24 protein-coding genes and 1 tRNA gene are annotated in these 22,798 nt (G+C 55.9%); 4 read left to right on the forward strand and 21 right to left on the reverse strand.

The annotated features are described in order from the left end of the window. Positions 1 to 3: 3 nt before the first annotated feature. On the reverse strand, positions 4 to 255 hold the full coding sequence (locus tag RYB66_RS04940) for a sulfurtransferase TusA family protein (protein WP_002552587.1): 252 nt from the start codon (positions 253 to 255) through the stop codon (positions 4 to 6). A 140-nt stretch (positions 256 to 395) separates the two neighbouring features. Between RYB66_RS04940 and RYB66_RS04945 the strand changes: the two genes are divergently transcribed. After that, positions 396 to 1,829 (forward strand): M48 family metalloprotease, encoded by a 1,434-nt coding sequence (locus tag RYB66_RS04945; RefSeq protein WP_057405451.1) that lies wholly within the window; start codon positions 396 to 398, stop codon positions 1,827 to 1,829. A gap of 51 nt (positions 1,830 to 1,880) precedes the next feature. Here RYB66_RS04945 and nadA read toward each other — a convergent pair whose 3' ends face one another. Further along, a complete protein-coding gene (gene nadA / locus RYB66_RS04950) occupies positions 1,881 to 2,939 on the reverse strand; it encodes a quinolinate synthase NadA (RefSeq protein ID WP_002552585.1) in 1,059 nt (352 codons plus the stop codon). A 418-nt stretch (positions 2,940 to 3,357) separates the two neighbouring features. Between nadA and RYB66_RS04955 the strand changes: the two genes are divergently transcribed. After that, entirely contained in the window at positions 3,358 to 4,932 is a 1,575-nt protein-coding gene (locus RYB66_RS04955; protein WP_371911675.1) for a glycoside hydrolase family 28 protein, read from the forward strand. Positions 4,933 to 5,110: 178 nt separating this feature from the next. Here RYB66_RS04955 and RYB66_RS04960 read toward each other — a convergent pair. From RYB66_RS04960 to RYB66_RS05040, 17 genes are all read right to left on the reverse strand, one after another. Continuing rightward, positions 5,111 to 5,186, reverse strand: a tRNA-Lys gene (locus tag RYB66_RS04960). Between the two features lie 62 nt (positions 5,187 to 5,248). Next, entirely contained in the window at positions 5,249 to 5,938 is a 690-nt protein-coding gene (queC, locus tag RYB66_RS04965; RefSeq protein WP_002554648.1) for a 7-cyano-7-deazaguanine synthase QueC, read from the reverse strand. Between the two features lies 1 nt (position 5,939). Beyond that, a complete protein-coding gene (queE, locus tag RYB66_RS04970; protein WP_316893933.1) occupies positions 5,940 to 6,587 on the reverse strand; it encodes a 7-carboxy-7-deazaguanine synthase QueE in 648 nt (215 codons plus the stop codon). A 171-nt stretch (positions 6,588 to 6,758) separates the two neighbouring features. Next, positions 6,759 to 7,577 carry a tol-pal system protein YbgF gene (gene ybgF / locus RYB66_RS04975; RefSeq protein WP_054991767.1) on the reverse strand — a complete coding sequence of 273 codons (819 nt, stop codon included), beginning with the start codon at positions 7,575 to 7,577 and terminating at the stop codon, positions 6,759 to 6,761. 6 nt (positions 7,578 to 7,583) lie between these two features. Next, a complete protein-coding gene (pal, locus tag RYB66_RS04980) occupies positions 7,584 to 8,084 on the reverse strand; it encodes a peptidoglycan-associated lipoprotein Pal (protein ID WP_002554651.1) in 501 nt (166 codons plus the stop codon). A gap of 52 nt (positions 8,085 to 8,136) precedes the next feature. Then, complete coding sequence (gene tolB / locus RYB66_RS04985; protein ID WP_216597196.1) at positions 8,137 to 9,387, reverse strand: Tol-Pal system beta propeller repeat protein TolB; 1,251 nt, start codon at positions 9,385 to 9,387, stop codon at positions 8,137 to 8,139. A gap of 47 nt (positions 9,388 to 9,434) precedes the next feature. Further along, positions 9,435 to 10,505, reverse strand: coding sequence for a cell envelope integrity protein TolA (gene tolA / locus RYB66_RS04990; protein ID WP_005759624.1), 1,071 nt, complete (start codon positions 10,503 to 10,505; stop codon positions 9,435 to 9,437). Beyond that, positions 10,505 to 10,969, reverse strand: coding sequence for a protein TolR (gene tolR, locus RYB66_RS04995; protein ID WP_002554654.1), 465 nt, complete (start codon positions 10,967 to 10,969; stop codon positions 10,505 to 10,507). The genes tolA and tolR overlap by 1 nt, the downstream gene beginning before the upstream one ends. 14 nt (positions 10,970 to 10,983) lie before the next feature. Further along, positions 10,984 to 11,679, reverse strand: a complete 696-nt coding sequence (gene tolQ, locus RYB66_RS05000; RefSeq protein ID WP_002554655.1) for a protein TolQ — start codon at positions 11,677 to 11,679, stop codon at positions 10,984 to 10,986. After that, positions 11,669 to 12,136: a tol-pal system-associated acyl-CoA thioesterase gene (gene ybgC, locus RYB66_RS05005; protein ID WP_005733346.1), complete on the reverse strand. Its 468-nt coding sequence runs from the start codon at positions 12,134 to 12,136 to the stop codon at positions 11,669 to 11,671. The genes tolQ and ybgC overlap by 11 nt, the downstream gene beginning before the upstream one ends. 133 nt (positions 12,137 to 12,269) lie before the next feature. Continuing rightward, entirely contained in the window at positions 12,270 to 13,331 is a 1,062-nt protein-coding gene (ruvB, locus tag RYB66_RS05010) for a Holliday junction branch migration DNA helicase RuvB (RefSeq protein ID WP_002554657.1), read from the reverse strand. Then, positions 13,332 to 13,940, reverse strand: a complete 609-nt coding sequence (gene ruvA, locus RYB66_RS05015) for a Holliday junction branch migration protein RuvA (RefSeq protein WP_004657901.1) — start codon at positions 13,938 to 13,940, stop codon at positions 13,332 to 13,334. It abuts the gene before it with no gap. An 87-nt stretch (positions 13,941 to 14,027) separates the two neighbouring features. Next, positions 14,028 to 14,552, reverse strand: coding sequence for a crossover junction endodeoxyribonuclease RuvC (ruvC, locus tag RYB66_RS05020; RefSeq protein ID WP_004657902.1), 525 nt, complete (start codon positions 14,550 to 14,552; stop codon positions 14,028 to 14,030). Positions 14,553 to 14,682: 130 nt separating this feature from the next. Next, a complete protein-coding gene (locus RYB66_RS05025; RefSeq protein ID WP_004657903.1) occupies positions 14,683 to 15,429 on the reverse strand; it encodes a YebC/PmpR family DNA-binding transcriptional regulator in 747 nt (248 codons plus the stop codon). A 116-nt stretch (positions 15,430 to 15,545) separates the two neighbouring features. Then, positions 15,546 to 17,321 carry an aspartate--tRNA ligase gene (gene aspS, locus RYB66_RS05030; RefSeq protein WP_002554661.1) on the reverse strand — a complete coding sequence of 592 codons (1,776 nt, stop codon included), beginning with the start codon at positions 17,319 to 17,321 and terminating at the stop codon, positions 15,546 to 15,548. Positions 17,322 to 17,601: 280 nt separating this feature from the next. Continuing rightward, on the reverse strand, positions 17,602 to 17,946 hold the full coding sequence (locus tag RYB66_RS05035; RefSeq protein WP_005746541.1) for a ribbon-helix-helix domain-containing protein: 345 nt from the start codon (positions 17,944 to 17,946) through the stop codon (positions 17,602 to 17,604). Positions 17,947 to 18,295: 349 nt separating this feature from the next. Beyond that, complete coding sequence (locus RYB66_RS05040) at positions 18,296 to 18,769, reverse strand: Dps family protein (RefSeq protein ID WP_003314356.1); 474 nt, start codon at positions 18,767 to 18,769, stop codon at positions 18,296 to 18,298. A 458-nt stretch (positions 18,770 to 19,227) separates the two neighbouring features. Here RYB66_RS05040 and RYB66_RS05045 point away from each other — a divergent pair, with 458 nt between their 5' ends. Further along, positions 19,228 to 19,836 carry a cold-shock protein gene (locus tag RYB66_RS05045; protein ID WP_002554664.1) on the forward strand — a complete coding sequence of 203 codons (609 nt, stop codon included), beginning with the start codon at positions 19,228 to 19,230 and terminating at the stop codon, positions 19,834 to 19,836. A 65-nt stretch (positions 19,837 to 19,901) separates the two neighbouring features. Here RYB66_RS05045 and RYB66_RS05050 read toward each other — a convergent pair whose 3' ends face one another. Both RYB66_RS05050 and RYB66_RS05055 read right to left on the reverse strand, forming a co-directional pair. Further along, a complete protein-coding gene (locus RYB66_RS05050; RefSeq protein WP_002554665.1) occupies positions 19,902 to 20,108 on the reverse strand; it encodes a SlyX family protein in 207 nt (68 codons plus the stop codon). Continuing rightward, a complete protein-coding gene (locus RYB66_RS05055; RefSeq protein WP_057405448.1) occupies positions 20,105 to 20,536 on the reverse strand; it encodes an HIT family protein in 432 nt (143 codons plus the stop codon). The genes RYB66_RS05050 and RYB66_RS05055 overlap by 4 nt, the downstream gene beginning before the upstream one ends. Positions 20,537 to 21,400: 864 nt before the next feature. Here RYB66_RS05055 and RYB66_RS05060 point away from each other — a divergent pair. Further along, positions 21,401 to 22,747 carry an OprD family porin gene (locus tag RYB66_RS05060; protein ID WP_005746539.1) on the forward strand — a complete coding sequence of 449 codons (1,347 nt, stop codon included), beginning with the start codon at positions 21,401 to 21,403 and terminating at the stop codon, positions 22,745 to 22,747. The last annotated feature ends 51 nt before the right edge of the window (positions 22,748 to 22,798 follow it).

Consider the following 22,798-nt stretch of genomic DNA (forward strand, 5'->3'; position numbering starts at 1 on the left):
GGTTCAAGCCTTGCGCAGCCAATAAAGATAAGTGCCGGCGTCGACCTCTTCATGCAGCAACTCATGCCCGGAAAGTCTGGCAAAAGTTCGAAAATCCCGCTGCGATCCGGCGTCAGTCGCGATCACCTTCAGCACCGCGCCACTGGCCAGACGATTGAGTTCCATCTTGGCTTTCAGCAGAGGCAGCGGACAGTTGAGACCACTGGCATCCAGTTCGGCGTCGCACACCTCGGGGCGCACTACAGCGTCAGACATCGTTTCTCTCCAGGCGGACACATCGAATTACAAACCATGTCCGAAAAGGCATGGCGGATAAGGCGGCAAGAATACCTCACTCTGGTCAGCACGCCATTGAGCCAGCTACAGTACAGGTTCTTCTGACCAGAGCTTCGTGCATGAATTTTTTGCGTCCTACACTGCTCACCCTCGCTTGCCTGTTCGCTACACACGGCATGGCTGATGACCTGCCTTCACTTGGCGACGCCAGCTCCTCGATTGTCTCTCCCGAACAGGAGCACCGTCTGGGCCGTGCGTGGCTGGGCTTGCTGCGCGGCCAAGTGGCGCAACTGTCAGACCCGCAACTCAAGGACTACGTCGAGACCTCGGTGTACCGCCTGGCCGAGACCAGCCAGGTTCAGGACCGGCGTCTTGAATTCATCCTGATCAACAGCCCGCAACTCAACGCCTTTGCCGCACCCGGCGGGATCATCGGCGTCAACGGCGGTCTATTTCTCAATGCTCAGACCGAGGGCGAGTACGCTTCGGTACTGGCTCACGAGCTGGCTCACTTGTCGCAGCGCCACTTCGCCAGAGGCATAGAAGCCCAGCAACGCATGCAGGTGCCAGTCATGGCCGCGATGCTGGCAGGTATCGTCATGGCAGCCGCAGGCGCCGGTGATGCGGGTATCGCCACCATCGCCGGCTCACAGGCCGCCGCGATCCAGGAGCAACGGCGCTTTTCACGCCAGAACGAGCAGGAGGCCGACCGCATCGGCATTCTCAACCTGGAGAAGGCCGGTTATGACCCGCGTAACATGCCGACCATGTTCGAGCGCCTCATGCGCCAATATCGATTCGACGCCAGACCTCCGGAGTTTCTGCTGACTCACCCGGTCAGCGAATCGCGGATCGCCGACACACGCAACCGCGCCGAGCAGGCCAAGCCTGGCGGCAAGGAAGACAGTCTGCTGTATCAACTGATGCGTGCCCGCGTTGCGTTGATATATGAAGAAACACCAGGTATCGCCGCCAAGCGTTTTCGTGCGCAACTGGTTGAAAACCCGAAATCCGATCCGGCTCGCTATGGCCTGGCCATCGCGCAGATCAAGGGTGGGCAACTGAACGAAGCCAGAGAAACCCTCAAGCCATTACTCGAAAAAGCGCCAAACGACATCACCTACAATCTGACGCAGATCGACCTGGACATCACCAATAACCGCTTGGCCGATGCCCAGCAACGGGTCGATCGCATGCTGACGCTGTACCCCGGCAGCTACCCGCTCAATGACGTGCGCATTGACGTGCTGCTCAAGCAGAACCGCACCGCGGAAGCTGAAAAAAGCCTTGAAGCGCTGCTCAAGACCCGCCCGGATGATCCCGACATCTGGTACGTCGTGGCGGAAACCCGTGGCCTGAATGGCAACACCATCGGCCTGCATCAGGCGCGTGCCGAATATTTCGCACTGGTCGGCGATTTCCGTCAGGCAATCCAGCAGCTGGACTTTGCCAAACGCCGTGCGGCCAACAACTTTCAGCTAGCGTCGCGCATCGATGCACGGCAAAAGGATCTGATTGAACAAGAGCGGATGGTCAAGGACATGATGAACTGATGTCCGAATGAGAAAGCCCGACACAAGCGTCGGGCTTTCTCATCACCGCTGTCAGGCATTACCCGCTTGTCGCAAGCGCGCCGCCTGAGTGAAGTCCAGCATGCGCTGCAACGGACGTACGGCGTTGGGGATCAGCGCCGGGTCAACGAATATCTCATTGCTACCCTCGCGCAGGCACTGCAAGGTGCGCTCAAGCGTATTCATCGCCATCCACGGACAATGTGCACAGCTTCGGCATGCAGCGCCATTACCGGCCGTAGGCGCCTCGATGAAGATCTTGTCCGGGCACAGCTGCTGCATCTTGTAGAAGATGCCCCGGTCGGTGGCCACAATGAACGTCTTGTTGGGCAAGCGCTGCGCGGCGGCAATCATCTGACTGGTGGAGCCGACCACGTCAGCCAGCTCGATCACTGCTTCCGGCGATTCCGGGTGAACAAGAATCGCAGCCTCGGGATACAAGGCTTTCATGTCTTCAAGCTGCTTGGATTTGAATTCTTCGTGGACAATGCAGGCACCGTCCCACAGCAACATATCGGCACCGGTTTCACGCTGGATATAGCGGCCCAGATGCTTGTCTGGAGCCCAGATGATTTTCTCGCCGTTGTCCATCAGGCTTTCGACGATCTCCAGCGCACAGCCAGAGGTCACTACCCAGTCCGCACGGGCTTTGACCGCTGCAGAGGTGTTGGCATACACCACCACGGTACGCTCCGGGTGCTGATCGCAGAACGCGGAAAACTCATCGACCGGGCACCCTACGTCAAGCGAACAGGTGGCTTCGAGCGTTGGCATGAACACGCGTTTTTCCGGGTTGAGAATCTTCGCGGTTTCGCCCATGAAACGCACGCCTGCGACCAATACAGTACTGGCAGCGTGGTTATTGCTGAAGCGGGCCATTTCCAGAGAGTCGGCCACGCAACCGCCGGTTTCCTCGGCCAGGGCCTGAATGACCGGGTCGCAATAATAGTGAGCGACCAGCACGGCATCCTGCTTCTTGAGTTCGGCAGCAATGTCGGCTCGGTAACGCGCCTGCTCTGCCGGGCTCAGCGCTTTGGGCTGCTTCGCATCGAGATGAGCCTGCACCAGGAAACGTTCGGAGATCTGTGTCATGTTCGCGGGACCTGAAGGCGCTAGAGCGCGAAAGGCAAGTTTACACCCGAAATACAGGCAATAAAAAAGCCGGAAACCCTTATCAACCAAGGCCCTCCAGCTTTACGCATACATCGCCTGACAAAGGCTGCGCCATGTGCAATCAAGCATATGGCTGATATTCAGTAAATATCGGCCCGACTTCTGAAGGCGCGCCGATTCTAACGCCAAAAAACCGATTTACCAGAAGTTTCTGGCTTGCCCATAGCCGATGAGAATCGTTCTTGAAACCGTCTAGAGATCCATTAATAACGAAACATGACAAAGAAATAATTTGTAGCGACTTTCTATTTGACACATCTCTAAAATATCTTGGCCGACCCAACATGGTTACTCACTATCACAGGTCTCATAGATGCCAGGTCCCCTACACTTCGCCATGCACACTTTTCGGCAGACCTCTTGGATGGCCGCTTCCGCGGCTATGTCACTGACGCTCATACTGCCCGCGCAGGCGGCCAGTGAGACAGCCGTGGTGACGCCATGGGGCACTATAAGCGAGCCAGCCAGCCCACCAGTCTGTAAGCAACTTCAAGCGCACCTGACTCCCAGAGACGGCTCGCTGGACAGCGCTGACGGTTCGGCGCTCGACTCCAGGCCGGACCAGGAGAATATCCAGAATGCAATCAATGGGTGTGCTGCCGGACAAGCCGTAAAGCTTGTAAAAGGTGACGGCGACAACTCGGCATTCCTCAGCGGGCCGCTGCAACTGAAATCCGGCGTCACGCTCTGGATAGACGAGGGCGTAACGTTGTTTGCGTCACGTAACCCCAAGGACTACGACAACGGCAAAGGCACTTGCGGCGTGACGACAGTTGCCAATCAGGATGCCTGCAGTTCACTGATTTCGGCCAAAAACACCCACTCCAGCGGCGTCATAGGCAAAGGCGTTATCGATGGTCGCGGCGGCAGTCTGCTTACCGCCGGGGCGAATGCCAATCTGCGCAGCTGGTGGGACCTTGTTTATCAGAAGACCTTGTCCAACGTTTATCAACAAAAGCCGCGCCTTATACAGGTCAGTGGCGGAACGGACTTCGTTATCCAGGGGCTGACGCTGCAAAACGCTCCGGACTTCAACATTGTGACTGACGGCGTGACCGGGGTGACTGTATGGGGGATCAAGATTCTGAATCCAAGCCGGGTCTACAGCGTAGAGGGCTACCACTGCCCAAGCGGCTCGACGCCCGACCAGAAGACCCCAGGGACCTGCTTTACCCCGGAAACCGTGAAGAACACCGACGGCTTCGACCCCGGTCAATCGAACAAAGTATTGCTGGCCTATTCCTACATCAGCACGGGTGATGACAACGTAGCGATAAAGTCCAGCCGGATCTCCGGCAGTCGGGACCTGATGTTCGCGCACAATCATTTTTATTATGGCCACGGCCTGTCCATCGGCAGTGAAACCAACGGTGGCGTACACAATGTCAGCGTTGTGGATTTGGCGGCGGATGGTAGAGACAGCCAGGACGGCATCGGACTGAGAATAAAGACGAGTGCCAAGAACGGTGGAAAGGTAGACGGTATCCGTTACGAAAACGTATGCATGCGCAACGTCAAATTCCCGCTGGTGTTCGACACGAACTACGGCAGTGCCAGCGGAACCTCGTACCCCGATCTCAGCGACATCACCGTGAAAAGCTTCCACTACCTGAACAGTCCGCGATTCGGTGGCGGCAAAATGACCTTCGCCGGCTACAGTGACAATGGCCAGAAACGGCCGATTCTGATCACGCTGGATAACGTTGTCTTTGACGGCACTCAACCAGCCTTCACAGCGCTTACCGCCACCCACTTCACAATTGGCCCAGGGCCGGTAAGCTTCTTCAACAAACTGGTGCCTTCGATAAAAGACGACGTCACGGTGTCCGGCAGTCCAGGTGACGGCGCGCCGGTCGATTGCACGGCAGCGTTTGTACCGATGAAATCAGTGGTGCCTTGGGCTCCGTTTTAAAGGGCGTTTGTTGTCGGACAGCACTGCGGGGGCTTGGAGTTCCCCGCAGATGGCTGCCCACTTAAAGGCACGGGATGGCGGGTCATTCCGGCTCGCGCTGATCTGGATACCTGAATAAAAGACAGGCAAAAAAAAACCTGGAAATCCGCATTTTCATGGGCCTTCCAGATTTTCGAAATGGTGGGTCGTGTGGGATTCGAACCTACGACCAATTGGTTAAAAGCCAACTGCTCTACCAACTGAGCTAACGACCCTCTGTTGTGTGGCGCGTATATTACTGATTTTTATCAGTAATTCAACACCTTTTTCAAAAACTTTAAAAATAACGTGTCGGGTCTGCCATGCCTGCGGCTGTGAAGCCCTCGGCGCGCAGGCGACAGCTGTCGCATTTGCCACAGGCTCGGCCCTGGTCATCAGCCTGATAGCAGGAAACCGTCAGTGAGTAATCGACCCCCAAAGCAGCGCCTGCCTTGACGATGTCCGACTTGCTCAGGTTCTGCAGCGGCGCTCTGATTGTGAACCCCTGCCCTTCCACACCAGCCTTGGTCGCGAGATTGGCCATGCGCTCGAACGACTCGACAAACTCGGGACGGCAGTCGGGATAGCCTGAATAGTCCACGGCATTGACGCCGATGAAGATATCCCGTGCCCCCAGCACCTCTGCCCAGCCCAGCGCCAGCGACAGGAACACCGTGTTGCGTGCCGGTACGTAAGTTATCGGAATACCTTCAGAGGGCGACTCCGGCACGGCGATGGAGCTATCGGTCAATGCCGAGCCGCCAATGCCGTTGAGGTTCAGGCCAATGACCTTGTGCTCGACTGCACCCAGATCGCGGGCAACGCGCGCTGCGGCATCCAGTTCGGCGCGATGACGCTGGCCGTAGTCGAAGCTCATGGTGTAGCAGGCGTAGCCTTCTGCGCGGGCCATGGCGACGACGGTTGCAGAATCCAGCCCACCGGACAGCAGGATCACGGCTCTTTTTTCGGTATTGGTCAATTCACTCATGTCAGCGCCCCGGCTCGTCATCCCAAAGAATTTTATGCAACTGCATCTGCAACCGTACCGGCAGATTGTCGGCAACGATCCAGTCCGCCAGATCACGACCTTTAAGCTCGTGGTGACTGGCAGAGAACAGGACTTCGCCCGCACGGTGTTCAAGACCGTACTGAATCAGCTTGGAGACGGCCCAGTCATAATCTTCGCGCGAGCAAATCACGAATTTTACCTGGTCATTTCTCGTCAGCAGCTCGATGTTCTCGTAACGGTTACGCGAGACTTCCTTTGACCCAGGGGTCTTGAGGTCCACAACGCGACTTACACGAGGATCGACTGCCGAGATATCCAGCGCGCCGCTGGTCTCCAGTGAGACCTCATAGCCAGCATCACAAAGACGCTTGAGCAACGGGATGGCATTGGGCTGAGCGAGCGGCTCACCGCCGGTCACACAGACATAGCGAGGACGATAGGCCGCCACTTGCCCTACGATGTCATCCAGCGTCTGGATGGTCCCACCGCTGAATGCGTAGGCACTGTCGCAATACTGACAGCGCAATGGGCAGCCAGTCAGGCGGACGAATACGGTAGGCAGGCCAGCCGTACGGGTTTCACCCTGCAACGAGTGAAAGATTTCGGTGATGCGTAATGTGTCTTGCATATCAGCCACGGGCGTAACAGCTAAACAGGCCGTCCGCCTCCGTCAGGCACTTCAAAGGACCCTGCAATCGCAGAATCCGGAAAAGCGTAGGGTGTACCGGAATTTCGGGTGCGAGATTCTAACGAAAAAAGCCGCGACTAGCGCGGCTTTCTTGATCAGCGGGTCAGAACATCAAAGACGCTGAAGATCTCGTTGCGCCAATTGTGCAGCTGAGGTGCCCGGATACTGGGCGACTACTTGCTGCAATATGCCTTTGACCTTATCGGTGTGACCTAGACGACGCTCGACGTCAGCCAGCTTGTACAGCGAGTCAGGCACCTTGGCATGCTTCGGATACTGCTGACTGACCTTGGCGAACGCCTGACCGGCACCCTGAAGGTCACCTTTGGCCAGATTTACTTCACCCAGCCAGTATTGGGCGTTGCCCGCGTACGAGCTGTTCGGGTATTTGCGCAGGAAAGCGGTAAAGGCCTGACTGGCCTTGTCGAAATCCTTTGCCTTGATCAAATCGAAGGCCGCTTCGTAATAAAGCTTTTCCTTCGCCGGGTCAGGAGGCTCGGTGCCTGCTGCCGGTGCCTGCTGAGCCGCTGAGGCCGAAGGCGTCCCACTGGCATCGATAGCGCCACCAGAAGGTTGAGAATTATTGGTAGCCGGAGCGGCTGCGCCACTGGCTATGCGTTGATCGAGTTCCTGATAACGCTCCAGAGCTTCCTGCTTCATGCGCTGGATATCATTCTGCTGGACCTCGACAACACCGCGCAAACGCGCGATTTCGTCCTGCATTTGCTGCAATTGCATGAACAGCTGACCTTGTGCCGAGGCAGGGGCCGTAACCCCTCCCCCGGCATAGGCGCCGGACGTGCCATAACCCGCTGGCGGATAACTGCTGCTGCCAGAGCCAGAATTGTTATCGACCACAGGTGCCGCACCCAACGCTGAAAGCGGAAGGGCGAGGGCCAAAACGGTTAGAGCACGTCGGCACGTTCGCATGTCAAATTACTTACGCAGTTCGACGCGACGGTTTTGAGCCCAGGACTGCTCGTCGTTGCCGGTAGCAACTGGACGCTCTTCGCCGTAGGAAACCAGTTCCAGCTGAGCTGGGGAAACACCTTGCAGAACCAGGTAGCGTTGAACGGCTTTCGCACGACGCTCGCCCAGTGCCATGTTGTACTCGCGAGTACCACGTTCGTCGGTGTTGCCTTCCAGAACAACGCGAGCGCCGTTAGCTTTCAGGTCTTTTGCGTGCACGTCCAGGGAGCGCATGGCTTCTGGCTTCAGGTCCGAACTGTCGTATTCGAAGTAGAAGGTAGTGATTGCGCGCAGAGCAGCTTCTTCGCTCAGGGAGCCGTCAACTGCACCAGTGTTGGCGCCGTAACCAGCGTTAGGATCAACAGCACCGCCTGCACCGGCATTGTCGCCGCCTTTGGAAGAGCAACCTACAGCTACAGCCATGGCCAGAGCCAGCGCAGCAAATTTACCAAACTTCAGCATTTCCATCTTGAAACTCCTAATGAACCCCAGTGTGTTAAGCAAATCGTGTAGCGCCGCGTCAGTTCAGGTAAGGGGACCAGGAAGGTTCTCTGACTTCGCCTTGAGCGGTAGGAAGCGGGAGCCTTACGCGTCCATTAATGGACACGAGCATCAAGACTCCCCGGCCCTGCTGGCGGGTGGCGTAGATTACCATGGTGCCGTTGGGCGCAACAGTAGGCGACTCATCAAGGTTGCTATCTGTGAGGATTTTTACGCTACCGCGGGCCAAATCCTGCACTGCCACCTTGAAATTAGTGAAGCCGTCCTGCCGGTGAATCATTACAAGCGTCTTTTCATCCGCTGACAATTTCGGGTTGGCGTTGTAGTTACCCACGAACGTTACACGTTCGGCACCGCCGCCATTAATGTTTGTCTTGTAGATCTGTGGCTTGCCGCCACGGTCCGACGTGAAGTATAGCGTAGACCCGTCCTTTCCGAAGAAAGGTTCAGTATCAATAGAAGAATCGTTGGTGACGCGGCTCAATTGGCGCGAAGCCAGATTGATTACGTAGATCTCCGGATTACCGTCCTTGGACAGAACGAATGCCAGCTTGCTGCCATCCGGCGACCATGCAGGCGCGCCATTCAGGCCTTCAAAATTGGTGATCTGCTCACGGCGACCAGTATCGATGTGTTGAACGAAAATGCGCGGGCGCTTCTGTTCGAACGATACATAGGCAATACGCTTGCCGTCCGGCGCGAACCGTGGCGACAGGATTGGCTCACGCGATTGCAGCAGGGTTACTGCGCGAGCACCGTCGTAATCCGAACGCTGCAGGGTGTAACGCGTGTTGTTCTCGGAGAAACGTTCGGCCGTCACGTAAAGCATGCGGGTAGAAAACGCACCCTTGATGCCGGTGAGCTTCTCGAACGACTGGTCGGCAATGTAATGCGCCATGTCCCGCAGTTGATCGTTGGTACCCGACACGTTACCGGTGAGAACCTGTTGCTCGGTGGCTACGTTAAACAGCGCGTACTGGATCTGCAGACGTCCGCCGGCAGGCGTGATGTTGCCGACCATGACGTACTGGGCACCCAGCGCTTTCCAGTCACGGAAAATGACTTCGCTGGCCTGGGTCGGCAAGCTGATCATGTTCTGCTTCGGGATCGGCGCGTAGTAGCCGGAATTGCGCAGATCGTTGCTGACGATTTCCGCCATGTCTTCCGGCAGTACGTTACCGCCCTGCCATCCGAATGGCACAACAGCAATCGGTGCTGCACGGTCACTGCCGCTGGTGACCAGAATGTTCTTTTCTTCTGCCGACACCATTGCGGATGCGAAACAGAGAACGACCAGCAGTCCTCGAAAAAGGTTGATCACAAGGCTAGATCTCCAGGTGTGAATGTCATCTTGAATGAACGATAGGGAGCGAAGTCAGCCGGCTTCAGACCCTGCATTTCTGTCAAACGTCCAATGTTCTTCACCGCAGCAACCGCAGAGCTGTCGAACGGCCCGTCACCACTGGACTTGGCAATCGATACTGAAGCAATCGTACCGTCCGGCAACATGCCGATCTGCAACGTTACCGACATGTTGTTACGTGCCGAGGGTGGACGACTCCAGCCTTCGGAAGCCCTGACACGAATCAGGTCATCGAAACTGCCAGCCGTTTCATCGCCCCGCTCGTCAGCCAAAGCCTGTTGCCGTTCCGGTTTATCGGACAGCAAATCGGCCAGTGCCTGCGCCTTCTTGTCTTCAGCGGATTTGCGAGCTGCTTCCTGCGCCTTCTTGGCGGAATCTGCAGCAGCTTTTTTCTTCGCGTCCTCGGCAGCCTTTTTCTTGGCGTCTTCTGCGGCCTTTTTCTTGGCCTCATCAGCAGCCTGTTTCTTGGCTTCCTCGGCAGCAGCTTTCTTGGCGTCTTCTTCGGCTTTTTTCTTCGCCTCTTCTTCGGCCTTTTTCTTGGCTATATCAGCCTGCTGCTTCTCTTCAAGCTTTTTGGCGTCGGCAACCTTCTTGGCTTCATCGGCTTTCTTGGCATCGTCAGCCTTTTTGGCCTCCTCTGCTTTCTGTTCGGCCTTTTTGGCTTCGTCGGCAGCTTTCTGCTCTTCGGCTTTTTGAGCAGCCTCTTCTTTCTTTTGTTCCGCAGCTTTTACAGCTTCCTGTTTGAGCTGCTCGATCTTTTTCTGCTCCAGCTGTTCGACTTCAGTTTGTCGCGCAGCGGTTTTCTTCGCCTCACCGGCAATCTTCTGGTTGGTCTGGGTAGTGGCCTGGCTCTTGGACTTGAGCTGATAGAGCGTTGCCTGAACGATAGGCTTGGCTTCGGGCAGATCCGGAGTCATGGCAAAGCTGACGAACAGCATGCCAAAGATCAGAATATGCAATGCCACAGCCCAGACACTGGGCCAGAAGTAGCTTTCCGAGGCGGACGGCTCTCGAATCGGCTGCATCAGGGTGCCTCGGTAATCAAGCCAACATTCCCGACCCCAGCCTTCTGCAGCCCGCCCATCGTGCCCATGACCGAGCCGTAATCGACGGTCTTGTCACCACGAATGAAAACCTGCGTCTGCTTGCCTGCGTCACGACCGGCAGCGACGATCTTGGTCACTGCGGCAGTCAGTTGCGGCAGGGTCATTGCCTTGTCCATCTGTTTGTCGGTATCGACTTCGCTGCCAAGGTTCCAGTAATAGGTCTTGTCAGCCTTGATCGAAATGGTCAGGACCTGATTGTTGTTGTCTTGCGGCAAAGCCTCGCTGGAGACCTTGGGCAAGTCGACTTTCACGCCCTGGTTGATCATGGGAGCCGTCACCATGAAAATCACGAGCAACACCAGCATCACGTCGATGTAGGGCACTACGTTCATTTCGGCGACCGGCTTGCGTTTTCTGCGACGATCTCGAGCGATTAAAGCCATGGGGAATTACCTGCTCACTCTTCGCTGGTGTGCACTTTACGGTGCAGGATGGCCTGGAACTCGTCAGCGAACGTGTAGTAACGGCTGATCAAGGTCTCACTGCGCGCGGCGAAACGGTTGTAGGCAATAACGGCCGGGATGGCTGCGAACAGACCGATGGCCGTTGCAATCAGTGCCTCGGCAATACCCGGTGCCACGGTGGCCAGCGTTGCCTGCTGGGCAGTCGCCAGACCGCGGAAGGAGTTCATGATCCCCCAGACAGTACCGAACAGACCGACATACGGGCTGGTGGAGCCCACGGTCGCCAGATACGGCAGACCTGCTTCGAGCTTTTCTTCCTCACGGGAAATAGCTACACGCATGGCGCGCGCCACACCTTCCATGACCGCATCGGGATCGACACCGGACTGCTGACGCAGGCGGGAGAATTCCTTGAAACCAGCACGAAAGATCTGCTCTACGCCAGAGTCCGGATCGGGATTGCTGCCCGCCTGACGGTACAGTTTGGACAGATCGATACCCGACCAGAAACGCTCTTCAAAGCTATCCAGTGCGCGCCGACCTGCGCGCAGCATATTGCTGCGCTGAAAAATCACGATCCACGAAGTGACCGAAGCAGCCACCAGAATCAGCATTACCAACTGAACAACAATGCTGGCATTGCTGACCAAACTCCACATGGAGGAATGGTCGACGACGTTAGCTTCCACGCTTTATCTCCTGCTCTGAATGTATGCCCGCGCCGCCCTGGTCGGCAAAGGCCGCTCGCAGAGCTTCGGGAATGGCCCGGGGTTTAAAACTATCGGCGCGTACACACGCCACCAGGAACTGCCCTTCACAGAGCAGCGTTGCATCCGACGCCCGCCTGATCTGCTGTTGAAAGCGCAGGCTGACACGGTTCAATTCGGTTACTTCTGCACTGACAAGCAACTCGTCATCCAGCCGCGCGGGCTTGTGATAACGCGCGTCACTGGAGTGCACGACAAATAAAAGGTTTTCCTGCGCCAGTTCGGATTGGGCAAAGCCCAATTCCCGCAGCCGCTCGGTACGAGCCCGCTCCATGAATTTCAGATAATTGACGTAGTAGACGATGCCGCCGGCATCGGTGTCCTCGTAATAAACGCGACAGCGATGTGCGAACGACTGAACCCCGTTTTGCGCGCGCATACTCTAGAGCTTACTCCTCAGGTTGCCAATCGGGTCAGGCAACTGTTTTTCAACGTTTTGCCACTTATTACCGGTATCGGCGGCAGGACTGGCAATGTGACCACGCCGACCGCAAATAAATTGCAAAGCATTGCTATAAATCCGCCGGATCATCGACCACATCGTCCGCCACTGGCATCTCCCCCATCCTCGAAGGGATATTCAGCCCGAAATGCAGATACGCATGACGGGTGACTACACGTCCACGCGGCGTGCGCATGATATAGCCTTGCTGGATCAAATAGGGCTCGAGCACATCCTCAATTGTGTGACGCTCCTCGCTGATGGCCGCCGCCAGGCTGTCGACACCGACAGGCCCGCCATCGAACTTCTCGATCATGGTCAGCAGCAGACGCCGGTCCTGATGATCGAAGCCATGCTCGTCGACGTCCAGCAGGTTCAGGGCCTTGTCGGCGGTCTGCCGGGTGATCTGCCCATTGCCGCGCACCTCGGCGAAATCCCGTACTCGACGCAACAAACGGTTGGCGATCCGTGGCGTACCACGGGCGCGCCTGGCGATCTCGAAAGCGCCTTGCGGCTCGATGACCAGCCCCAAAATACCCGCCGAGCGCGACACGATCGTCGACAGGTCGGCAATATTATAAAACTCAAGTCGCTGAACGATCCCGAAACGATCACGTAACGGATTGGTCAGCATGCCCGCGCGCGTAGTCGCACCGACCAGCGTGAACGGTGGCAGATCAAGTTTGATAGAGCGCGCGGCGGGACCTTCACCGATCATGATGTCTAGCTGGAAGTCTTCCATTGCCGGATACAGCACTTCTTCGACAATCGGCGACAAACGATGGATCTCATCGATGAACAACACATCGTTGGGCTCAAGGTTGGTCAGGATTGCGGCCAGATCACCGGGCCGCTCGAGCACCGGCCCGGAGGTACTCTTGATCGACACACCCATTTCCTGAGCGATGATATTGGCCAGCGTGGTCTTGCCCAGACCGGGCGGCCCAAAGATCAATGTGTGATCCAGCGCCTCATTGCGGCCACGGGCAGCCTGGATGAACAGTTCCATCTGCTCGCGTACGGTCGGCTGGCCGATGTAGTCCGCAAGACTCAGTGGCCGAATCGCACGGTCCATCTGTTCATCACGATCACGGCCGCCAGCGGCGGTTATCAGACGGTCGGCGTCTATCACTTAACCCATCCCCTTCAACGCACGGCGAATCAGATCCGCACTGCTCAAATCTTTTTCCTTGATGGCGGAGACCGCCTTGCTCGCCTCCTGCGGTTTGTAACCCAGTGAAATCAGCGCGCTGACTGCATCGGATTCGGCCGATGCCACAGGCTCGGCCTGATTCGGACCATTGGAAACCAGCGTAAAGGTGCCTGGCAAGGATTCCCATGCCTTGAACCGATCCTTGAGTTCGACCAGCAGACGCTCGGCGGTTTTCTTGCCTACACCGGGAATACGAGTCAGCGCCGATGTGTCCTGCGCCTGAACGCAACGCACCAGCTCATCAACTTCCAGGCCGGACATCAACGCCAGCGCCAGCTTGGGGCCAACCCCGTTGAGTCGGATCAATTCACGGAACAGCTCGCGCTCGCGTTTTTCATAGAAGCCATACAACAGATGCGCGTCCTCGCGGACCACCAGATGGGTGTGCAATGTCACTGTCTCGCCGACATGCGGCAGCCGATACAGCGTCGTCATCGGCACTTCCAGCTCATAGCCGACACCATTGACATCCAACACCAGATGCGGAGGCTGTTTTTCGGCGAGAGAGCCGCGTAAACGTCCAATCACGTTTCAGATCCTTTCGTGTTGCCTGTCGCTTGCGCGAAGAAGAAATTGAACACAGTCATCATAAAGACACAGGTGCTCATGATGCAGTCACAGGCGCAAACGGCCGCCGCGACTTCGCGCGGTGCTCAACCCGTGAGGAATCAGGCTGGAGCGCGTGTGCGCATGACACAGCGCGATAGCCAGGGCATCGGACGCGTCAATCTGAGGCTTCTGGGTCAATTTGAGCAAATGCATGACCATCATCATCACCTGCTCTTTATTGGCACCGCCAGTCCCTGCTACTGCCTGCTTGACCTGAGTGGCAGTGTACTCGGCAATTTCCAGCGCCTCCTCGGCACCCGCCACGATGGCCGCGCCCCTGGCCTGCCCCAGCTTCAGGGCTGAATCGGCGTTGCGCGCCATGAAAACCTTTTCGATGCCCATAGTCACCGGCCCGTAGGTCTTTATGACCTCACGCACCCCGCGATAAACGATCTGCAAACGTTCGTGCAATTCACCACTGCCGGTACGAATGCACCCGGAAGCGACGTAGACACAACCGCGCCCGGTGTCACGTACCACGCCATAGCCGGTAATTCGCGAACCGGGGTCGATACCAAGAATAAGAGTCATAACGCCTGCAGCTTGAGAAGGTGACGCAAAACAATAGGTGCAGCATAAAGGCAGAAGCCGGAGGCCGATAGCTGCGTGATGCTCACAGCTTCGCTCCCCCGGCTTCTGACTCGGTGTTACCTGTCGGCGATCAGCCCAGTTGCTCCATGACGTCGTCCGGAATTTCCGCGTTTGAATAGACGTTCTGCACGTCATCCAGGTCTTCAAGCATGTCGATCAGCTTGAGGACCTTCTCGGCGGTCTCCAGATCAAGCACTGCACTGGTTGTCGGCAACATGACGATTTCTGCGTCGGAAGCCTTGAAACCTGCGGCCTCAAGAGCGTTACGCACGGCATAGAACCCGGAGAACGACGTAAACACATCGATCGAGCCATCGTCGTTGGTCACGACATCATCGGCGTCAGCTTCCATGGCAGCCTCGATAAGGGCATCCTCATCGACGCCGGCAGCAAAGGAAATCTGACCCTTGCGATCGAACAGGTAAGCCACAGAGCCGTCAGTACCGAGGTTGCCGCCACACTTGGTGAACGCATGGCGAACGGCAGCGGCGGTACGATTACGGTTGTCAGTCATGGTTTCGACCATGATTGCCACACCGCCCGGGCCGTAGCCCTCGTAACCCAGTTCCTCGACATCGTCACCGTCGGATGCGCCCACGCCTCGCGCGACCGCACGATCAATGGTGTCACGAGTCATGTTTGCACCAAGCGCCTTGTCCAGCGCCAAACGCAGACGCGGGTTGGAACCAGGATCGCCGCCACCCTGACGCGCAGCAACGGTCAGCTCACGAATCCACTTGGTGAAAATCTTGCCTTTCTTGGCATCCTGACGCTCTTTGCGGTGCTTGATGTTCGCCCACTTAGAATGACCTGCCATTTTTCGCTCCAGATTCTTTTTGAAACACCTTCACCTTTCGCCCTGAACAACCGGGCAAAAAGCTTCACTCAATAAGGGCAGATACAGGGCGTATCGACGATACGCCCTGCCCGGCATCACTCAGCCTTCGGCTGCTCGCGCAGACGGATATGCAGCTCACGCAACGCTTTGGCATCGACAACGCCAGGCGCCTGGGTCATGACGTCGGCGGCGCTCTGGGTTTTCGGGAACGCAATCACTTCACGAATCGATTGCGCGCCGGTCATCAGCATCACCAGACGGTCCAGACCAAACGCCAGACCACCGTGCGGCGGTGCGCCGTATTTCAAGGCATCGAGCAGGAAGCCGAACTTCTCCTGCTGCTCGTCTTCGGCGATACCCAGCAGACGGAAGACCGCCTGTTGCATTTCCTTGCGGTGGATACGAATCGAACCGCCGCCCAGCTCGGTACCGTTGAGCACCATGTCGTAGGCACGCGACAGCGCCGTCGCCGGGTTGGCTTCCAGCTCTTCAGGCGTGCACTTGGGTGCCGTGAAGGGGTGGTGCAACGCGGTGAAGCTGCCGTCGTCGTTTTCTTCGAACATCGGGAAGTCGACGACCCACATCGGTGCCCATTCGCACGTGTGCAGCTTGAGGTCGTTACCGATCTTGATGCGCAGCGCGCCAAGGGCCTCGCTGACGATCTTGAACTTGTCCGCACCAAAGAACACGATATCGCCGTCGACCGCACCCACGCGATCAAGGATGACGTTCAGGTTGTCTTCCGGGATGAACTTGACGATCGGCGACTGCAAGCCTTCCGGCCCCTTCGCGCGTTCGTTGACCTTGATGTAGGCAAGGCCTTTAGCACCATAGATGCTGACGAATTTTGTGTAGTCGTCGATCTGGCTGCGCGCCATGCTGGCAGCGCCCGGCACACGCAGTGCGGCAACACGCCCTTTGGGGTCGTTTGCCGGACCGCTGAACACCTTGAACTCGACACCGGTGAGCTGATCGGCAACATCCACCAGTTCCAGCGGGTTACGCAGGTCCGGCTTGTCGGAGCCGTAGCGGCGCATGGCCTCTTCGAAGGTCATGTGCGGGAAATCACCGAACTCCAGGTCCAGAACTTCCTTGAACAGCTGACGAACCATCTTCTCGGTCAGACCGATGATGTCCTCTTCATTGAGGAAACTGGTCTCGATGTCGATCTGGGTGAATTCCGGCTGACGGTCGGCACGCAGGTCTTCGTCGCGGAAGCACTTGGCGATCTGATAGTAGCGGTCAAAGCCAGCCACCATCAGCAATTGCTTGAACAACTGAGGCGATTGCGGCAGGGCGAAAAAGCTGCCCGGGTGTGTGCGACTTGGGACCAGATAGTCGCGAGCACCTTCCGGCGTGGCGCGGGTCAGGATCGGCGTCTCGACGTCGAGAAAGCCGTTGTCATCCAGATAGCGGCGGATGCTGGTGGTGATGCGCGAACGCAGACGCAGCTTCTCGGCCATTTCCGGACGGCGCAGGTCGATAAAGCGATAACGCAGGCGTGTTTCCTCGCCGACGTCGGAATATTCATTCAGTGGGAATGGCGGAGTCTCGGACTCGTTCAGCACTTCGAGTTCGTAACCCAGAACCTCGATGGCACCCGACGCCATATTCGCGTTCACGGCACCTGCCGGACGAGCACGAACCTTGCCCACGACCTTGACCACGTACTCGCTGCGCACGCGGTCAGCGGCGGCGAAGCTGTCGGCACGATCAGGGTCGAACACGACTTGAGCCATGCCTTCACGGTCGCGGATATCGAGGAAGATAACGCCTCCGTGGTCACGACGACGGTGGACCCATCCGCAAAGGGTAATTTCCTGGCCTTCCAGACTCTCGTTCAGTTGGCCGCAATAATGGCTGCGCATCATGATGGTGTTTTCACTTCTCGTAATTCGAATTCGGTGGCGCTTTCGCTCCTGGCTTGCGCTCAGTGGTACACGGCACCGGCACAAGACTAAAGCCAGCCCTGGCCCACGCAGAGTCACGCCCGCTAGCAAGACGGAGGATTATATAGAGTTAATTGGCACCGTGCAGCCGAACGAACCTATCACGGCCGGATAAGTTCGTGACCGCCCCCAGCTCGGTCGCGCTACGAGGGAAACGCAGGCACGCCGAAGCGGGCCTGCAGGAATGAGGGTGAAGACCACTCTAAACGTGGGTATTTTCCACGTGAGCATCCTTCAACAGATGCGCAACACAGACAACGCGAATCAGACCGCTGAAGTTTTTTACACCTCCATGACGTAAGTGAACCTCTCGATCAATGTAGGACAATACCGCATTAACAGAACACTCATTGGAACTTGCAATGCCTGACAGAATGTTCCAATACACGTTCTCCAGGCGCAGGCAGGTGGCCAGACCATTTAGCCGAACGGATTTGGAATGAGGCTGCGCCAGGGTCATGTTGAAATCTTCGACAAAGGGGTCATGGCGTATTTCCACCTCCCGATGTAAAAACTTAAGCTCTCGCTCAGCACTTCGTAACATCATAACGATCACCTTCGAATCATAAACTTTAAACATTAAAAGAAATATTCAAAAACAAATAAATACCCTGATGTATAAAACATGATTCGAGATTTTATATCCAGCCGCTCTGATACTTTATCACTGTAGGAGATGGCTACAGGAATCAGCGGAATATCGTTTAACCCTGAAGGCATAATGAAGAGGAGCAAGGAATATGGCTGGATGATATGCGTGACAACGAGCGACGACCAGGCCTTCATGTGCCTGAGCGCTCAAGCAGCGGAGGCCAAAAAGGCGAAGATCAGGCGCTGCCTGCAAGGCAACATATGAAGAACAGGCGAGTGGCGCTTAGCGCCACTCACCCCGGTCGTTATTTCGACTCAAGCATCGAGCGCAACATCCAGGCAGTTTTTTCATGAACCTGCATACGCTGCGTCAACAGATCAGCCGTCGGCTCGTCGCTGACCTTGTCGAGAAGAGGAAAGATACTACGCGCAGTACGGACAACGGCCTCTTGACCCTGAACCAGACTTTTGATCATATCTTCGGCACTTGGCACGCCCTCTTCTTCCTTGATGGAAGACAGGCGAGCATACGTCGAATAAGTGCCAGGAGCAGGGAAGCCCAACGCACGAATACGCTCAGCGATAGAGTCAACCGCCAGTGCCAGTTCGTTATATTGTTCTTCAAACATTAAATGCAGCGTGCGAAACATCGGCCCGCTGACATTCCAGTGAAAGTTGTGAGTCTTGAGATAAAGCACATAAGTATCCGACAGCAGATGCGACAGACCGTCCACGATCGACTTGCGATCCTCTTCACTGATACCAATATCGATTGCCATGTTTCATGCCCTTTTAGTGAGGATTGAAAAGCAGTAAAGACCACTACTCTATCAAGAGAACCCGAATGGCGCAGCTTTCCGTTGGGTCGATGCCACAAGCCGGCAACGATTCATGGACATACCTGGGTGCTTTGTGACGCATCACAACAGGCGCCACGGACAGAAAATCCCTGCGCACCCTCAATGCTCATTAGCAAAACCAGCCTGAACGCTCTGCTTCAACCCCTGTAGCGGCACAGGCTATCCAGGCAGCGCAAGCAGGAGAGCCGTTATTGATTGCTGATTTGAGTAGCATCAGGCTTTGCTGTTAAATACACGTCGTGTCGCCAACGAGTTGCCATTCAGCGTTGGCGCATAGGCTGGCCCTGCGCCCGTGCATCACGCCTCATCTTGTTCAGAAGCGTACCGGGCGTTACCAGCTATTTCTTGTAATCCTTCTTGCATGTGAGCTTTTTAAAATGTTGAAAATCGTCCATCTGGTAACGGGAGCAGCAGCCCTGTTGCTCTCTTTCATACCTAGCCTGCGTAGTGAAGCGGTCTCTCTCTACCTGCAAAACCCTGACGCCATCTGCCTGGCATTCCTCGGGCTGCTTAACCTGATACTCGCTCCGGTAATCCCTTACTGGAATCGAGGCCCACGTCATAATCTGCAAAATCTGGTCAGTGCCCTGCTTGTCATTGCAGTAATCGTACAAACGCTGACCTTGCTTGTTCCTCTGCCCGGCATCGCAGGCCAACCGGCAATTCTGGTTAGCCTGAGCATTGCCATCGTGGCCGTCGCCTTGCACCTGGGCGTCAGCTTTTACAGGTCTTACACTCCATCCTCCGCACCTCAAAACCACGACATGGGAAATCGTGATACTGGCACCGTAAAGTGGTTCAACACCTCCAAGGGCTTCGGCTTTATCTCCCGGGATTCCGGCGACGATATTTTTGTGCATTTTCGTGCCATTCGCGGTGAAGGCCATCGCGTACTGGTCGAAGGCCAACGCGTCGAGTTTTCCGTGATGAACCGTGACAAAGGCCTGCAGGCAGAAGACGTCATTGCAGCCCTGCCCCGCCGCTGACTTTTTTCGGGCAATAAAAAACCGCGACCTCCCAACGGAAGTCGCGGTTTTTTTATGGCAACAGATCAATAGTGAGGTGGCGGCGCTTCTTCCTCGAAGGTATCGAACTGACTGCCCATCTCCTCCTGACGCTTGATCATTGCAGCCATCTGCTGCTGTAGATGATCAAACTCGCGCCGCTGCTTTACCAGCACATCATTGAGTGCCTGAATCGTATCGTCCTGAAAGGCCATACGGCTTTCCAGCTCCATGACTCGCTCTTCAAGGCTCATGACTGCTCCTCCTCAAATCGAAAATCATTCGTCAATACCGGCCTGAGCTGCCGGCAGATTGCCGAGAACTGCTCGTCGGTGTAAGCAACTGCAGCATGCTTGCCCCACACGGGCGCAGGCCAGGCCGCATCGTCACGATTGCGCGCAATTATGTGCATGTGCAACTGACTGACCACATTGCCCAAGGCAGCAATGTTGATTTTATCCGCATCGAACAGCTCTTTCAGCACCTTGGCCAGAACACTGGTTTCCTGCCATAGCTGCAACTGATCTGCAGCGCTCAACTGAAACACCTCAGTGATATCAGCCCGACGCGGGACCAGAATGAACCACGGGTAATGACTGTCATTGGAGAGCAGCAACCGGCACAGCGGAAAGTCGCCAATGGGCAAGGTGTCTTGTTGAAGACGAGAATCCAGAACGAACACGATAAAAAGCTCCTGACTGCCAGGTGAATGTACCTGCCCTGTCGGTAACAGGGTGCTGCGAGGTCCGCAGGATACTAGGGTTCGCAAGACGCTTCACCTGCCCGCCGCCATGCGCACCAGAATGAGTCCGGCATAACGGTGACCGCACCGATTTGACGCTCGCTAATGTCACACAACCGCCAACCATGAATTCATGCATTGAAACGCCGCCTGACAATTGCCTGCTTCAGGTACATGAAAATGAAACAGCCCTGGCCTCACCATGGTGACCAACCAGAGCATTGCTCCAGGTTCAGGCGAACCGGGCACGCACTGCACCAAAATCACACACTGCTGTTGCGACAACAACACAACGCATTCGTTTTCTACTCAAAGGGAGCTGATTCGGGTAACGCTTTTGCGAGAAAGAACCGCCCCCAACCATGACACGTAAAATCCATCGATATTTTTACAAAATTGAAATATTCATAAAAATCATATGGATAAATCAAAAAAGCGATGCTGATTCTGATTTTTCACAAAATTTTTTCATTTTCGGAAATTTTGTGCACGCTTGTTGCTTTATGACCCATATGATCACGCCACCCCCGGCGGAAAACGAGGGTGACAGCATCAAGGGAAACAAGGCTCGCGACCTTGGGGGACGTGTTTGGCAGACTGCGTATTGATCCATTCGATCAAGCACAGATGCCACTACGGGCTAGCCTGGCGCCATGTCGTAAAGAATCTGAAAGGATAGAGCTGTACCTATAGCAACCAGCGTCAGCGTGATATAGATTCCGCCGACCAAAAATAGAAAGAGCCGTCCAGATAAAAAAACAGGTGGACGGCAAAAATCTTCTAAAAACCAAAGGAGCAATCACGATGAGAGTGATGAAGTGGAGCGCAATCGCACTGGCCGTTACGGCAGCCAGCACCCAACTGGCAACAGCGGCACCTTTCGTCAGCGATCAGGCTGATGCCAAGGGCTTTGTGGAAGGCAGCACGCTTGACCTGAAGTTGCGCAATTACTATTACAACCGTGACAAGAAAAACAACCCCGCTCCAGGCGGCCGCAGCGATAAAGACTGGACCCAAGGTATCTGGGCCAACTTCAGCACCGGTTACACTCAAGGCACCATCGGTGTCGGCGTTGAGGCATTCGGCTATGGTGGCCTCAGGCTTTGGGGTCTCGACAAATACTCAGGTTCTGGAAACCTGGTCACTGACGCCAATGGTGATAACGAGGCTACGCAGGGTAAGCTGGGCGGCGCTGTAAAATTCCGCGTATCGAAAACTGAATTGAAAATCGGTGATATGCAGCCTACCAGTCCAGTATTTGCGGTTGGCGGATCACGCCTGTTACCTCAAACAGCTAGCGGCCTAAGCCTGCAAAGCAGTGAGATTGCAGGTCTTGATCTTGAAGCAGGACACTTCTACTCAGGCACAAGCCAGGATGACACCAGTCACGACGGCAGCATCTGGGCAACTTACGCAAACGGCTTCAACGGCCTGAAAGCCAGCAGCGCAGATTTTGTTGGCGGCAAGTACGCAGTGACCGACGGTTTGGGCGTAGCTTTCTATGCAGCCAAACTCGAAGACATCTGGGATCAGTACTACGGTAACGTGAACTACGCATTGCCTTTGGGTAATGATCAGTCACTGGCTTTCGACGTCAACCTGTACCGCACCCTTGACGAAGGCAGCGCTAAAGCTGGATCGATTAACAACACCACTTACTCGGCGTCGGCAGCCTATTCATTCCTGGCAGCGCATACCATTACCGTTGCGTACCAGAAAGTCGACGGCGATACACCGTTCGACTACATCGGTATAGGCGACAACAATCGTGGTGGCGACTCTATTTTCCTCGCCAACTCCGTTCAGTACTCCGACTTCAACGGTCCAGGCGAGAAATCGTGGCAAGTGCGCTACGACCTGAACATGACTCCTTACGGCGTTCCTGGCCTGAGCTTCATGACCCGCTACCTTAACGGTGACAACATTGATGGCACCAAAGTAGACGCGTCCAGTGCCTATGCCAATATGTATGGAGCTGATGGCAAACACCACGAAACCAACGTTGAAGCCAAATACGTTGTACAGACTGGCCCAGCCAAAGACCTGTCCTTCCGTATGCGTCAGGCATGGCACCGTGGTAACGATGCCCAGGCAGATGGCGACGTCAACGAGTTCCGCCTGATTGTCGACTACCCGATCTCGATCCTGTAATCGCAGCTCAGCACTCGTTAATAGAAGAAGCCCGGCTCATGCCGGGCTTTT

Source organism: Pseudomonas syringae group sp. 243L2 (genome assembly GCF_032587875.1).
Lineage (GTDB): Bacteria > Pseudomonadota > Gammaproteobacteria > Pseudomonadales > Pseudomonadaceae > Aquipseudomonas > Aquipseudomonas amygdali.

Excerpts from the sequence above, each read along its gene's own strand:
- tolA (WP_005759624.1), bottom strand. The coding sequence starts at position 10,505 with ATGCAGCCGATTCGAGAGCCGTCCGCCTCGGAAAGCTACTTCTGGCCC.
- ybgF (WP_054991767.1), bottom strand. The coding sequence starts at position 7,577 with ATGCGAACGTGCCGACGTGCTCTAACCGTTTTGGCCCTCGCCCTTCCG.
- RYB66_RS05060 (WP_005746539.1), top strand. The coding sequence starts at position 21,401 with ATGAGAGTGATGAAGTGGAGCGCAATCGCACTGGCCGTTACGGCAGCC.
- RYB66_RS05045 (WP_002554664.1), top strand. The coding sequence starts at position 19,228 with ATGTTGAAAATCGTCCATCTGGTAACGGGAGCAGCAGCCCTGTTGCTC.
- tolB (WP_216597196.1), bottom strand. The coding sequence starts at position 9,387 with ATGGTGTCGGCAGAAGAAAAGAACATTCTGGTCACCAGCGGCAGTGAC.
- RYB66_RS05035 (WP_005746541.1), bottom strand. The coding sequence starts at position 17,946 with ATGATGTTACGAAGTGCTGAGCGAGAGCTTAAGTTTTTACATCGGGAG.
- RYB66_RS04955 (WP_371911675.1), top strand. The coding sequence starts at position 3,358 with ATGCACACTTTTCGGCAGACCTCTTGGATGGCCGCTTCCGCGGCTATG.
- ruvC (WP_004657902.1), bottom strand. The coding sequence starts at position 14,552 with ATGACTCTTATTCTTGGTATCGACCCCGGTTCGCGAATTACCGGCTAT.
- RYB66_RS05025 (WP_004657903.1), bottom strand. The coding sequence starts at position 15,429 with ATGGCAGGTCATTCTAAGTGGGCGAACATCAAGCACCGCAAAGAGCGT.
- queE (WP_316893933.1), bottom strand. The coding sequence starts at position 6,587 with ATGCAAGACACATTACGCATCACCGAAATCTTTCACTCGTTGCAGGGT.
- ybgC (WP_005733346.1), bottom strand. The coding sequence starts at position 12,136 with ATGCGCGCGCAAAACGGGGTTCAGTCGTTCGCACATCGCTGTCGCGTT.
- RYB66_RS04945 (WP_057405451.1), top strand. The coding sequence starts at position 396 with ATGAATTTTTTGCGTCCTACACTGCTCACCCTCGCTTGCCTGTTCGCT.
- RYB66_RS04940 (WP_002552587.1), bottom strand. The coding sequence starts at position 255 with ATGTCTGACGCTGTAGTGCGCCCCGAGGTGTGCGACGCCGAACTGGAT.
- aspS (WP_002554661.1), bottom strand. The coding sequence starts at position 17,321 with ATGATGCGCAGCCATTATTGCGGCCAACTGAACGAGAGTCTGGAAGGC.
- pal (WP_002554651.1), bottom strand. The coding sequence starts at position 8,084 with ATGGAAATGCTGAAGTTTGGTAAATTTGCTGCGCTGGCTCTGGCCATG.
- nadA (WP_002552585.1), bottom strand. The coding sequence starts at position 2,939 with ATGACACAGATCTCCGAACGTTTCCTGGTGCAGGCTCATCTCGATGCG.
- queC (WP_002554648.1), bottom strand. The coding sequence starts at position 5,938 with ATGAGTGAATTGACCAATACCGAAAAAAGAGCCGTGATCCTGCTGTCC.
- tolR (WP_002554654.1), bottom strand. The coding sequence starts at position 10,969 with ATGGCTTTAATCGCTCGAGATCGTCGCAGAAAACGCAAGCCGGTCGCC.
- RYB66_RS05040 (WP_003314356.1), bottom strand. The coding sequence starts at position 18,769 with ATGGCAATCGATATTGGTATCAGTGAAGAGGATCGCAAGTCGATCGTG.
- RYB66_RS05050 (WP_002554665.1), bottom strand. The coding sequence starts at position 20,108 with ATGAGCCTTGAAGAGCGAGTCATGGAGCTGGAAAGCCGTATGGCCTTT.